The sequence below is a fragment of the Staphylococcus sp. GDX8P54P genome (assembly GCF_017893165.1).
In the GTDB taxonomy this organism is placed as follows: Bacteria; Bacillota; Bacilli; order Staphylococcales; family Staphylococcaceae; genus Staphylococcus; species Staphylococcus borealis.
In genome coordinates this window covers 45,448-58,672 of record NZ_JAESMM010000005.1, presented here as the reverse complement: position 1 = coordinate 58,672, position 13,225 = coordinate 45,448, and the positions used below count along the sequence as shown (strand labels likewise).

The following is a 13,225-nucleotide window of genomic DNA, read 5'->3' as shown; positions in this document are numbered from 1 at the left end:
AAAAGACACAAAGCTAGGTGGCACCTAACTTTGTGTCTTTTTATGATTTATTTATATCTAATAAGGCATACTGTTGAATCAACTTCTTATGTTGAGGATATAAATGCATTAACGTCTCTTGTGTAAACAATTCAAAGTGATTAAATTCAAATGCTGGTTGACACATACAACCTACCAAACTGTATCCTTCTCTGTCTATTAAACTTGAAGCAAAAATCGTATCTTTAGGCACCTTATACTGAAGTACTTGTCCTTCTTCAATTGCAGGTCCTAATTGAACACTTTCATAGTCGCCATCAGGTGTAATCATATGAATCGTTAATGATTCACCTGCATGGTAGTACCATACTTCATCTGCGTCGATACGATGAAAATGAGAAATATCACCTGTCTTCAGTAAGAAATAAATACTACTAAAAGGCGCACGTTGTGTTTCATCCGTTGATTCTCGAATGGTTTCCTTGAAATAACCACCTTCTGGATGAGGCGTAAGATTAAGTTGTTTAATCCAATCATCTGCGTGTTTTTTCATTATTTTAAGTCCACATTGTGGAAGACATTTTGAACATCTTCAAGATCTTCGAGTGCATCAATTAATTTCTCAAATGTTGCTTGGTCATCTTCCGATAATTCAATATCAGTTTGTGGTAACATTTCAAATTCAGCAACTTTAAAATCTTCTACGCCTGTTTCACGTAACGCATCTTGAACTTGAGCAAATTGGTCCGGTTCCGCATAGACAATTGTAAGATCTCCATCTTCAATAACATCTCTAACATCGACATCTTGTTCCATTAATGCCTCTAAAACGTCATCTGCTGACTTACCTTCAATTCCGAATGTCGCAGTATGATCAAACATATAAGCGACTGAACCTGATACGCCCATATTACCGCCATTTTTGCCGAAAGCTGCTCTAACATCTGAAGCCGTACGGTTTACATTATTTGTTAAGGCGTCTACGATAAGCATTGAACCACTTGGTCCGAACCCTTCATAACGTAAGTGGTCGAAATTTTCATCCCCAGCACCTTTAGCTTTGTCTATAGCTCTATCGATAATATGATTTGGTACTGAATAAGTCTTAGCTCTCTCAAGTACTAATCTCAACACTTGGTTAGATTCAGGATCTGGCTCACCAGATTTAGCTGCTACATAAATTTCTTTACCAAATTTTGCATATATTCTACTTGTATTTTTATCTTTTTGGGCCTTTTTTTCTTTAATATTGTTCCATTTACGTCCCATAATGTCATCTCGCTTTCATACTCAATAATCCTTATTATATAGCATTAACAAAGCATTGTCTAAAATGGAATCCATTTTATGATGAATCAAATTAAAAGAAAAAATACTGACAAAAACGACTTTGTCAGCACTCTTTGTTTAACATATTAAATTAAATATCTAAAAATTCTTCAACATCATTGAATAAAGCATCGAAATTTTTAATATTTTTTTCATCCATGTAGATAAAAATTTTTCTTTCATCTTCAGTGGATCGAACCTTACTTAATCTTTCCTTTTCTATAAGTCGTCGAATTGATACTAACAATTTGGTTCTACTCAACTCCAACTCACTAATTGCTATTTTTAAAAACTTTTGCATTAACATTTGATCATTAGCAATATGTTCATGAGCAAGTTTTAGTAAAGCTAAATCATTTAATGTCAACTTATATTGTTTATCTATATACTCTGACAATGCTTTATACTGTTTATAGAATTCTAGCAATTTATTTAATTTGTCATTATTCAATGCTTCTTGCACCTCCAAATATAAGCAGACAACTTAATTACTATTATCCTTTATATTTGTAAGTATGTCCTATAACTTTGTTTAGAAATTTTTGTCTAATTTACTAACAAAGTTAAATATAGTTGTACAAAACATTATTTATTATTTCGTGACTCTTTTTAAAATCTTAACGACATATAAAGCATTGTAATTGAGGTTAATTTGAAGTGGTTCTTTTTTGAAATTGTGTTCTACGAGTTTTAACGTAGGATGAATGTGATAATCCATTTTTCTTAAAAAACGTTTCGACCATTTATATTTATTCCTAATATGCTTTGAAATAAGATGATTAATATTGCCGTTGTAGTCATCAATGAGCTGAATTTTGACTAAATACGTATCCTTTAACGCGTTATCGTTAAAATCAATAAACACGTCTGTTTGGTCATAATTGACTTGCAAGGATTCATTCTCTAACACGCGCCAATCATAGATGAAAATCGTATAGTGCGCTTCATCATCAATTAAGATGTAGTTTTCATTAAACAATTTAGGTTTCGTACTAATTTCAAGCAACTGATCCACTATTGTGCCTAAAATAGATTTAAATCCATTTTCGTCAAATATGTGCAGTGCATTAAATTGTCTATTATGATGCTTGAAATCGAAGCCAATGCCATTAAAGTAAGAAGCTGTTCTTACAAATGTTTCTATTAATAAAGGTGCGCTATTATTCAAATCATTATATTTACTATTTAAAAATTTATGATTTTCAAAATTTAAAAATATTATCTTCTGATTCTCTAAATCAATTTGCTTTAGAATTTGTCGGATATTTTGATAACGTACTATATTTTTTACCAATAAGTGTTCATTTTGTTCAATTAGATATGGCATTTTCAGTTGCGCATTATCAATATATAAAAATTTAAAATTAATACGTTTGATTTGTGATTCTAGCGCTTTAAACAAGACTGGGTCATTTAACAATTTACTTATTTCTAAACCGAATGAAAATTGTTGGGTCTTATGCTGTATCTTTAAAATGACGCGATAGATAGATTTTAAATTTAACTCCTCTAAATCAAATACAAGCTCTAATTTATGATTACCAGTCGTAGGCAGTTGATGTGCTCTGAAGTAGTCTGCTACATCCTCATAATTTGACTCTAAAAAATCTGTTAACCCTAAATCTTCTAATCTAAAGACCACATTTAACCCATTACGAATAATATATTCAAATAAACGTTGTCTCTCATTCTTAGTCATTTGATCTTTAATATCACGCATATCTACATTAAGGTAAAACTTCAATGTTGTTTTGCCAAAATACATTGGTCGTGCAAAATCTTGAAGAAAAAGTAACCTGATTTCTTCAATCGTATTAACTTGAATGACTAAATAATATGGATTGACAACCGAACCAACCGTTGAATCTGCATAAATTTTATGTTCATCATGTTGGTTATAATATTGTTGCTTCGTTTTAATCAAATGTCGTATATCCTTCAAACTAGTATCATTCAATGTTTCATAATCCATGTAAATTGTTTTGTCGAATTTATCACAGTATCGGTATTCATTAGGCGTCATGCCGACATGATTTTTAAAGGATTTTGAATAACTTGAGGCATTACTAAAACCTACTTTTTCACTTATGAGACTGATTGTATTTTCCGTAGTTAACAACCATTCAAATGAATTTGCAATTTTCAAAGTATCGACATAGGTTTTAAAGCCCATATTTAACAATTGGTTAAATTGTGCTGAAAGATTGGATTTAGAAGTAAATAATTGTGATGCAATACCAGTTAATGTTATTTTCTTATTAATATTTTGATTAATATATTCTAGTACATCGCTTAACTCTCCGTAATAAGAAAAGTTATATTGATGATTAGCAATCATCTTTTCAATTGCCCCTTCTTTCCCAATAATATCGACAATAGAAGTGATGTGTGTCGTATCATCAGAAATGGCGTCAACATTTAAAGCGTTTAGTGCTATATGTAGTAACAAACGTTTGATTGCGCTGGTTGATTTTACTAAATTAGTCGAATATTTATAATTAAAAAATTCAAAACCTCGATCTCTAAACCAGTCACTAGCGATGTATAGCATCAACGTTTTTTTATTTTCTATAATTGAAAAGATATCTGTGTTATTGATGACGTAAATATCATTTTCGACGCTAACAGTTTTAGTAAAGTGCTGAAGTTTAAGTTGACCTTCAATTGGAAACAACAGAATAATACCGTCTTGGCAACGTGTCATTTTGTATTCATGTTTAGTCAATATATGAACATAGGTATTAGCCATTGATTAACCTCTTTCTTATTCATGATCGTCTTTCTAAATGTTGTACTATTTCTTCTTTTGGTATCTTAGCACTATCACAGTGATTAAATGTAAATTTATCACAACATGATAAACAAATCAAAAATACATTTTTTTATAAATTAATTACTTTTTATTATTTATTTAAATTATGAATTTGATAAAAAAGATGCCTCGTTATTGCTCAATAATTCAATCATGTATTTAGTAATGCGACCAATCATACAATTACTAAACAAATTAAAATCATTAAATACAATACGAAGACATCTCAAATGTATAGTTTCTCATTATATGTGTTTTTATTTAATTTTTAAAGCGATTTGCAAGTCTTAATACATCTTTTATAATATTTAATAAATTGATAAATAGATTAAAACCCATTTCCCTCGGTGAGAAATTCCCTCGTTTCATACGATTGAAATCATACAAGGTATACAGTAAGAATAATATTAAACCTACCACTGTGATAACTGTATGATATATCGGATTATTGATGAACATACCAATTAATCCAGCAATAATTAACGCAATTAATGCGACAAATAAATATTTACCAATACTTGAGGCATCATTGATTATAAAATAGCCCAAAATACCGAAAACAATGAACGCTCCAATTGCCAATAGGACATTTTTATAAAAGACCTCTGGCCCTAAATTTTGCATATAAGTTGTAAACGTGGCGTATGATAAAAGACCCACAAGTATGGCGTAAATATGCGAAATGATCAATCCATATTTACGTGCCCGTTGAATAAATAATGTTGCTAATATTAATACAAATAGTGCTATGGATAAAGGACGTCTCCATTCCATAGGTAAATACTGTCCAAAGTAACATCCAATTCCAAATATAATCCAATAATACATAAAATAGAGCCATACTTTACCATAAGCATGTGATTGATCTTTCTCTTGATGCTTCCGATTCACATGTTGTGCATTATTGTACGTCTGAGACATATTTTAAATCTCTCCTTATTAACTATCCCTTTTTCAATTCGATTGTATCGCATTCTAATTACTTTTCAAAAATAAATCATTTACGATTGATATGTTTTCTACAATTACATTACTAATAATCATTAATTTAAGTACAAAAAATATACGTTACAATTAAGTTTAATACAACCTTAAAGCCTGTTGTTAAGCCATTTTGAGCTAAATTTACTTAAATTAGTTGTTCTAACATCTCATCAAAATATTACAATTTACTTAATTTTAAAAATGAAATCAATGAGCAAATGTTAGCTGAATCCTATCATATCAACGGATTGGACGGTTTTACACAATCAATGACAAATATTAACAATGTTACAAGATAATAACAAAGCCCACAGTGTGTCACATTTTTGATAGTATGAATACGTGATATATGTGAATGAATATATATAAGGTAATGAATAGTTTAGGAATAAATTAATTAAAAATATAATGAATTTTCTCAAGGAGGACATTTAGTTGAAAAAGTTAGCAGTCGCAGCTTCTGTCGCAACCGGAGCAGTTGCAGTATTATCAAACCATAATGCTGAAGCATCAACACAACATACTGTAAAATCCGGCGAGTCGCTATGGAGCATCGCTAGTAAATATAATACATCTGTAGATAGTATTAAGAAGAGTAACAACCTTTCTAACAATATGATTTTCCCTGGCCAAGTTATTACTATTGGGGGCAGCAGTAATAGCGCTAATAATGCCAGTTCAAACGCAACAACTTCTTCATCATATTACACAGTAAAATCTGGCGATTCTTTATATGCAATTGCTAGTAAGAATGGTGTATCGGTCAATGCATTAATGAAGGCCAATAACTTATCAGGTTATTTAATAACACCAAATCAACAATTAAAAATACCAAATGGTTCAGCAAATACACCTACTGAAACAAATCCGAATACAACGAATAACGGTGGCGGAAGTGGTGGTTATGCTAGCCCATCATTCAATCACCAAAACTTATATACTGCTGGTCAATGTACATGGTATGTATTCGACCGTCGTGCGCAAGCTGGTAAACCAATTAGTACTTATTGGTCAGATGCTAAATATTGGGCAGGCAACGCAGCAGCAGATGGTTATACAGTAGATCATAATGCAACTGTTGGTTCAATTATGCAATCAACTACAGGCTACTATGGACATGTGGCTTATGTTGAACGTGTTAATGCAGATGGTAGCATCTTAATTTCAGAAATGAATTATGCTAATGGTCCATATAACACAAATACAAGAACAATTCCTGCATCTGTAGTTTCAAGCTACAATTTCATTCACTAAATAATATAATAATGCTATCTTGTGGATGGTCACCCTATCAAAGAGAACTTCATCAAGTAATTCTACAAGCTAAGTAAGCTAGGAGTGGAACAGCGTTTTAAAATTCTGTTTCACTCCTTTTGTGTTCTATAAAAATACATGGCAACAGCACACCACTGTATTAATTTGATTTGACTACCTATAACTGTTATTTAGGTTTGATATCCTATCAAAATAGCTACATGCTTAGATTGTCATTACTAACTTAATTCATCTAAATGATTTAGCATATAAGTAAGACACTTTAAAATGAACATTCAGTTAAGCAATACTTTAAAGAATGTCTTTATAACCAAATCCCCCTCCCTATCTCAGGACGTACATAAAAAAACTGCCTACAAAGTCAAAGACTCTATAGGCAGTTTGAAAAGGGTGAGACGACGAATTTAATAAGTATTCTGTCCCACTCCCCAACACTTAATTATTTAATTATAAGAAAATGTTCATAACTAAGAAAATCAAAGCAGCTAAAATAGCTGAGATTGGTAATGTAATAACCCATGTAATAATCATACGTTGTGCAGTGTTCCATTTAACACCTTTAGCTCTGTTAGAAGCACCAACACCAAGAATTGATGATGATACAACGTGTGTTGTAGATAATGGGAAGTGTAATGATGATGCTACAAATATTGTTAATGCTGATGATAAGTCAGCTGCAGCACCGTTAGCTGGGCGGATTTTCATAATGTTTCCACCTACAGTTTTAATAATCTTCCATCCACCAATGGCAGTACCTAGACCCATTGCAGTTGCACAGGCAACTTTTACCCATAAAGCTGGTTCAACATTCGATGGATCTTGAATATTGGCTACAATTAAAGCTAATGTAATGATACCCATTGATTTTTGTGCATCATTCGTACCGTGTGAGAACGATTGTAATGCTGCAGTAAATACTTGGAAGAATCGGAAATTACGATTCGCTCTAGTAAGGTTAGCATTTTTAAAGACAATTTTAACAATCGTGTACATAATGAATCCGACACAAAATGCAATAATTGGTGAAATGATTAAAACAATAATAATTTTAGTGAAACCTTGATAATGAAGTACACCAAATCCTTGTGCTGCAATCGCTGCACCTGCGATTGAACCTATCAACGCATGAGATGATGAACTTGGTATACCATAATACCATGTTAATAAGTTCCAAATAATTGCTGCTAATATTGCGGCTAATACAACGACTAACCCATTTTGTAATTTAAATGGATCAACAATATCTTTCGTTATTGTACCGGCAACACCAGTGAAGGTTAGCGCACCAACAAAGTTCATAATTGCCGCTAAAAAGATAGCAGTTCTAGGCGTTAAGGCACGTGTTGATACTGCTGTAGCAATCGCATTGGCTGTATCATGGAAGCCATTGATAAAGTCAAAGATTAAAGAAAATATTACGATAGCTATAGTGATAATTAATACATATTCCATAAATTAAAACTCCCTTAGCTATTTTTCATAATAATCGTTTCGAAATTATTTGCCACAACTTGACATTTATCTGCGATTTCTTCCATGCTTTCATAAATATCTTTTATTTTAATAAGTGTGATTGGATCAGTTTCGCTGTTAAAAATGTGTTTAATAGATTGACGTAAAATGCCATCACAGTTTGTTTCAAATTCTTTAATGTTAATAGAATGAATGCGCATGTGTGATAATTTTTTCTCTACTAATAAACCAACAGCTAATTTCATTTCTGCTACTGCTTTTTGAATATTTTCTACGAATTCTGCCATGTATTCATCTGTATATTCAATTGAATACATTTCAAACATTGCTGATGTTTCTTCCATAGCGTCTAGCACATCATCAATTGCATTACATAAAGATAGAATATCTTCACGTTCAATTGGTGTAATAAATGTTTGATTTAAATCCGTAATGACTTGATGCATTAATTCGTCACCATGTGACTCATAAGTCTTGATATTATCAGAATAAGCTTTTAAATCTAAGTGCGTATTGAAATCCATTTTCCCGAATTCAACTGCAGCACGGTCCAAGTTAAATACCATTTCCTCTAATTGAACCATGAACTTATCCTTTTTCTTAGTAAACATTATAAAGCCTCCATTATAGCGATCGTTTCCAATCACGTTGTAAATTTTTATTATTGTAAGACAACTTTAGATAAAGAATACATTTACAATAAGAACTTTTCAAAAGTCTTTTTTCGGACTATTTGTAAATTTTATGTAAATATAATGTTTTACTGTTATTCACGTAATACTCCATTACTGAATTTGTCCCTATTTGAAAATATCACAAAATTTACATAACCACAATTACATTTACAAATTCTTTACAAATACGAAATATTAGAAAAACATTAGCTTAAATTGAGTGATTAATTGTACGTTTAGAATGGTTATATGCGATAACTGCAAAAATGCTGTAAATGATTGAGTAAATGCCCATTACGACAAAAATCGGAACTTGATTATCAAATCCAATGATCTTCATAAAGACCACAGCAGCAAAGTATGAATGCAACAAAGCAATAATCAATGGTATACCAAAGTTAAATGCCACTTTAAGCTTTAATCCTTTGGCCATATCTTTTTGAATGAATCCTAATTTACGTAATACCGAATAACTTTCCAACTCATCCTCTGTTTCATCAATTTGTTTAATGTAAATAATACATCCTGTGGCAATCAAGAATGCAATGCCTAAAAATGACGTTACAAACAGTAATATGCCAGTTAAACTGGATACTTCACTAACGACTTCACTGCGCGTTTGCACATCACTATTGAGATCTTTCGTAATGCTCTCAAGTTTTGGAATATCTCTATTATGTTGTAAATCAAAACCATATTGTGAAACGATATATTTACGATTCGCATGTGTTTTCAAGTAATTATAATCGGTATCATTCAATACTAGTGTAGGACCACCTAAATCAATACTTTGTTTAAAATAAATTTTGTCCATCACTTTATGCAATTTAATATTCACGTGATGTTTTTTAGTTCCAATAGAAGCCGTACCATTTGATTTATGCTTCGACAACTCTTGAATTAAACCTTCAGGCATAATTAAATTTGCTTCACCTTTTTTTAAAGACACATTTGGAAAATATTTTTCGCTCGTTACAGTAACTGCATAAGGTTGTATCTGACTATTGTCAAATAACTGATCTTTATATAGTTGAGAATATACGACTTGTTTAAAATCATAACGATAAGGAATATGATGGCGACTTAATTCAAATCCTAATTCATTTGCAAGTTTCTCTTCTTTTAGCGTAACTTCATGGGGTGACTCTAAAAGCACTTCATTTGCCAAAGAACCTCTACTAATCGCAGCGAAACATAAAACTGATACAGTAATTGCTGAGATGATGGCCATTACAGTCAATGAAAATGCATTTTTTCTAATTCGAAACATGAGTGATGACGTGAAAATAACATCATTTACAGACACATTTCCGCCTTTAAAATATCTAATCATCTTCAATATGAGTGAAATCGTACTTCGGAAGAAAAAATAAGTTCCTAAAACAGTTACAATTAAAATAACAAATGGTAGTATGACATCATCCACAATCTCAACAAAGCGCGTTGATAAATAATACCCCGTCAATATCAGCACAACGCCTAAGACACCTAATATAACTTCTCCTAATGTAAGCGTGATATGACTATCTTCTTTAGTATCTTGAAAGGCCATCAAACTTTTAATTGAGGATTTACTTAAATAAATAGATGCTTGGATAATGATGAGTATATAGGCAATGACAAGTATAAATAATGTTTGTGCAATCGCTTGAAAACTAAAAATGAATGATACAGATGTATGTATACCTAATAATTTCAACACAATCATTAGTAGTATTTTCGAGCCTAAAATGCCAATAATCATACCTAATAGTGCAGTTATAATGAAAATAAATAACTGCTCAAGCATTAGCATGTAAATAATACTTTTTTTACCTAAACCAATCGTTTGCAATAACCCGAATTCATAACTCCGTCGTTTAATAAACAACATATTTGTATACATGATAAATACGACAATGATGATAAATAAAAAATAACTTCCCACTTGTGTACCTTGACGTATCATTGACAAAGATTGGTGCACATTTAAATGATGTACATATTTGATCGTAATAAAACTAAAGAACAACACGATACTTAATACAAGTGAAAAGATATAAATTGCGTAATGAATAATATTTTGTTGAAAGTTCTTCCATATAATATGACTAAAACTCATACATCATGCCACCTAAGATACTTTGTGCACGTAGAATTTCTCTGTGAAAGACGTTTTTATCATCTTCACCTTGATATATTTCAGTAAAAACTTGTCCATCTTTCAACATAATCACACGCTCTGAGAAACTTGCTGCTAATGGGTCATGCGTGACCATCACTATCGTCGCATTATAGAGTTCATTAATTTTTTGAAAACGTTGCAACAAATCTCGAGTATTTTTGGAATCAAGTGCGCCAGTAGGTTCATCCGCAAAAATAATCTTTGGATATGTAATAAATGCACGTGCAGCTGACGTTCTTTGTCGTTGTCCACCTGAAATTTCTGACGGATACTTATCACTAATTTCAAATATATTTAACGCCTTTGTGATGCGTTGATAGCGCTCATTCATTTCGCTTTTATCTAACTTCTGAACGGATAAAGGTAACATGATGTTCTCTTTGACCGTTAGTGTATGTAGCAAATTATATTCTTGAAATATAAATCCAATATCTTTTTTTCTGATGTCAGACAATGCTTTGTTAGACAATTTTTCTAATTGTTGACCGTCTAAAATAATAGAACCGTGTGTTAAATAGTCAATTGAACTTAATACATTCAATAAGGTTGTTTTGCCTGATCCCGAGGGCCCCATGATAGCAACAAACTCTCCCGCTTCAATTGACAGGTCAATATCTTTTAATACTTCTTGTTCAGTTTGCTTGTTACCATAGGTTTTGGCTATTTGCTTTGCCTGTAATATTGTCACGTTAATCGTTCACCTCGTCATTCAATATATCTCCGTGCGCGTTTATTTTAGTGATTCCGCACTTCTTTAGTCAGTTTAATTATAAAAGTAATTACAATGGATGAAATGAAGATGGAGTAACAAATCAACGTTTTAAGGTAACATTGTTGTCACTTGCGTCATACGCGCCATTAATTCATTTTGTTTCGGAAAAGTTAAAACAAATGTAGTCCCTTGCCCTACGGTAGACGTAACACGAACATCGATACCTAATTGTTCCTTAACGCTGTTTACCAAATACAGTCCAATACCCGAAGATGTCGTTTCATTACGATTCGCAGTCGAAGTGAAACCACGCTCAAATATGCGTGGTAAATCTTTGTGACTAATTCCTCTACCAAAGTCTTTAATTTCTAATGCCACATGATCATCCTTTATAAAAGAACGGATAACAATATCCTGGCCTTGTGAATATTTCAAAGAATTAGATAAAATTTGACGAATCATCATGCGACACCACTTGACATCTGTATATACATCTAAATTTGTCTCAAAATTCAAATCATAACCTATACCCTTAGCCTGACTAATATGACGTGTCAATTGAATCTCATCGATGACCAGTCGTTTCAACGCAGTTTCTTCAAAATACATATCTCTATTTTTAGACTCTAATCGAGTTAAATACAGTTGTTTATCTAATAACTCATTAATACGTGCCCACTCATATAATAATGACTTTTTACGGGTACCTTCTGCTTCTTGGTCAATTAACAACTTCATCGCTGTTACAGGCGTTTTAATATCATGCACAAATTCAGTTAAAGATTGTTCCGTCATTTTGATATGTAATTGTTGCTCAACTACACGTTCTTTTTGACTTGTTAATTTACGATAAAGGTAATTAACAACTTCCCGTTGAAACGGATCTTCAGCCAAATCTTTGTGCTTAATTTCTTCAATTTCCTTATTATTATATAAATGTTGATATAACTTAACTTCTTTCAAAAAGGTAAAAACTAAAAATAGTGCAGTAAGACCAAGATTTAGCATTACAATAAAGCTGATACCTTCAATTGAAATATCATAATCAATATAAGCCATACCTAATAAAATCAAATGTAAAAACACAATCCAAAAAATCCAATTACTACGTGTTTTAAGAAATAACCAAAACCATTTCAAGTTACTCATGCGCCATGTATCCTTTACCTACTTTAGTTTCAATTTGCGTATCCATACCAATATCAGATAGCTTTTTACGCAAACGATTAACATTAACAGTTAACGTATTATCACTTACAAAAGCTTCATCATCCCAAAGCGCAGTAATTAACGTGTCTCTCGTAACAATTTGATTCTGCTTTTGTATTAACATTTCTAAAATAATCATTTCAGTCTTAGATAAATAGATCACTGCGTCGCCTTTTTGAATGCTATCCTTTGATAAGTCTACAAGCGCATCTTGCCAATTCAATGTTCGCTTTTCTTCTGCGCCAAATTCATAGACACGTCGATAAATCGCCTGCAGTTTGGCTATTAGCACGTTTGTATGAAATGGCTTTTGCATATAATCATCCGCACCTAATTCCATACTCATCACTTGGTCCATAGGATTATCGCGAGAAGATAAAAATAAGATTGGCACGTTAGACACTTGTCTAATCTTTCTACACCAATAAAATCCATCATATTTAGGTAATTGCACATCCATAATAACTATTTCTGGATTAGTTTCTTCATAAATATCCATTACTGCACTAAAATCATCTATTCCTGTCACGAAGAAATCCCAATGTTCGAGTTCTTTTTTCAATTCTTGAAATAGTGTTTGATCATCTTCTACTAATAATACTTGCATCACTTTA

At 31.8% G+C, this 13,225-nt stretch carries 12 protein-coding genes; 1 reads left to right on the top strand and 11 read right to left on the bottom strand.

The window, feature by feature from the left end:
* Nucleotides 1-40: 40 nt before the first annotated feature.
* From KA909_RS01340 to KA909_RS01320, 5 genes are all read right to left on the bottom strand, one after another.
* Nucleotides 41-532, bottom strand: a complete 492-nt coding sequence (locus KA909_RS01340; RefSeq protein ID WP_075108280.1) for a cupin domain-containing protein — start codon at nucleotides 530-532, stop codon at nucleotides 41-43.
* Nucleotides 532-1,248: a YebC/PmpR family DNA-binding transcriptional regulator gene (locus KA909_RS01335; protein ID WP_210129886.1), complete on the bottom strand. Its 717-nt coding sequence runs from the start codon at nucleotides 1,246-1,248 to the stop codon at nucleotides 532-534. Before KA909_RS01335 ends, KA909_RS01340 begins: the two co-directional genes overlap by 1 nt.
* A gap of 151 nt (nucleotides 1,249-1,399) precedes the next feature.
* Nucleotides 1,400-1,759, bottom strand: a complete 360-nt coding sequence (locus KA909_RS01330; protein WP_193839916.1) for a transcriptional regulator, SarA/Rot family — start codon at nucleotides 1,757-1,759, stop codon at nucleotides 1,400-1,402.
* 141 nt (nucleotides 1,760-1,900) lie between these two features.
* Nucleotides 1,901-4,057: a helix-turn-helix transcriptional regulator gene (locus KA909_RS01325; RefSeq protein WP_210129885.1), complete on the bottom strand. Its 2,157-nt coding sequence runs from the start codon at nucleotides 4,055-4,057 to the stop codon at nucleotides 1,901-1,903.
* Nucleotides 4,058-4,381: 324 nt separating this feature from the next.
* A complete protein-coding gene (locus KA909_RS01320) occupies nucleotides 4,382-5,041 on the bottom strand; it encodes a Bax inhibitor-1/YccA family protein (RefSeq protein ID WP_193839661.1) in 660 nt (219 codons plus the stop codon).
* Between the two features lie 498 nt (nucleotides 5,042-5,539).
* Between KA909_RS01320 and KA909_RS01315 the strand changes: the two genes are divergently transcribed.
* Nucleotides 5,540-6,358 carry a LysM peptidoglycan-binding domain-containing protein gene (locus KA909_RS01315; RefSeq protein WP_075108283.1) on the top strand — a complete coding sequence of 273 codons (819 nt, stop codon included), beginning with the start codon at nucleotides 5,540-5,542 and terminating at the stop codon, nucleotides 6,356-6,358.
* A 468-nt stretch (nucleotides 6,359-6,826) separates the two neighbouring features.
* Here KA909_RS01315 and KA909_RS01310 read toward each other — a convergent pair whose 3' ends face one another.
* From KA909_RS01310 to graR, 6 genes are all read right to left on the bottom strand, one after another.
* Nucleotides 6,827-7,831, bottom strand: a complete 1,005-nt coding sequence (locus tag KA909_RS01310; RefSeq protein WP_053030648.1) for an inorganic phosphate transporter — start codon at nucleotides 7,829-7,831, stop codon at nucleotides 6,827-6,829.
* 14 nt (nucleotides 7,832-7,845) lie between these two features.
* Nucleotides 7,846-8,463 (bottom strand): DUF47 domain-containing protein, encoded by a 618-nt coding sequence (locus KA909_RS01305; protein WP_011276491.1) that lies wholly within the window; start codon nucleotides 8,461-8,463, stop codon nucleotides 7,846-7,848.
* Nucleotides 8,464-8,737: 274 nt separating this feature from the next.
* The gene (locus KA909_RS01300) at nucleotides 8,738-10,627 is read right to left on the bottom strand and encodes an ABC transporter permease (RefSeq protein WP_193839662.1); all 1,890 of its coding nucleotides are present in this window, start codon (nucleotides 10,625-10,627) and stop codon (nucleotides 8,738-8,740) included.
* Nucleotides 10,617-11,378, bottom strand: a complete 762-nt coding sequence (locus KA909_RS01295; RefSeq protein ID WP_053030651.1) for an ABC transporter ATP-binding protein — start codon at nucleotides 11,376-11,378, stop codon at nucleotides 10,617-10,619. The genes KA909_RS01300 and KA909_RS01295 overlap by 11 nt, the downstream gene beginning before the upstream one ends.
* A 132-nt stretch (nucleotides 11,379-11,510) precedes the next feature.
* Nucleotides 11,511-12,551: a sensor histidine kinase gene (locus KA909_RS01290; protein WP_210125394.1), complete on the bottom strand. Its 1,041-nt coding sequence runs from the start codon at nucleotides 12,549-12,551 to the stop codon at nucleotides 11,511-11,513.
* Nucleotides 12,544-13,218, bottom strand: a complete 675-nt coding sequence (gene graR, locus KA909_RS01285) for a response regulator transcription factor GraR/ApsR (RefSeq protein ID WP_193839664.1) — start codon at nucleotides 13,216-13,218, stop codon at nucleotides 12,544-12,546. Before graR ends, KA909_RS01290 begins: the two co-directional genes overlap by 8 nt.
* Between the last annotated feature and the right edge of the window lie 7 nt (nucleotides 13,219-13,225).

Excerpts from the sequence above, each read along its gene's own strand:
- KA909_RS01310 (WP_053030648.1), bottom strand. The coding sequence starts at position 7,831 with ATGGAATATGTATTAATTATCACTATAGCTATCGTAATATTTTCTTTA.
- KA909_RS01335 (WP_210129886.1), bottom strand. The coding sequence starts at position 1,248 with ATGGGACGTAAATGGAACAATATTAAAGAAAAAAAGGCCCAAAAAGAT.
- KA909_RS01300 (WP_193839662.1), bottom strand. The coding sequence starts at position 10,627 with ATGAGTTTTAGTCATATTATATGGAAGAACTTTCAACAAAATATTATT.
- KA909_RS01325 (WP_210129885.1), bottom strand. The coding sequence starts at position 4,057 with ATGGCTAATACCTATGTTCATATATTGACTAAACATGAATACAAAATG.
- graR (WP_193839664.1), bottom strand. The coding sequence starts at position 13,218 with ATGCAAGTATTATTAGTAGAAGATGATCAAACACTATTTCAAGAATTG.
- KA909_RS01305 (WP_011276491.1), bottom strand. The coding sequence starts at position 8,463 with ATGTTTACTAAGAAAAAGGATAAGTTCATGGTTCAATTAGAGGAAATG.
- KA909_RS01340 (WP_075108280.1), bottom strand. The coding sequence starts at position 532 with ATGAAAAAACACGCAGATGATTGGATTAAACAACTTAATCTTACGCCT.
- KA909_RS01290 (WP_210125394.1), bottom strand. The coding sequence starts at position 12,551 with ATGAGTAACTTGAAATGGTTTTGGTTATTTCTTAAAACACGTAGTAAT.
- KA909_RS01320 (WP_193839661.1), bottom strand. The coding sequence starts at position 5,041 with ATGTCTCAGACGTACAATAATGCACAACATGTGAATCGGAAGCATCAA.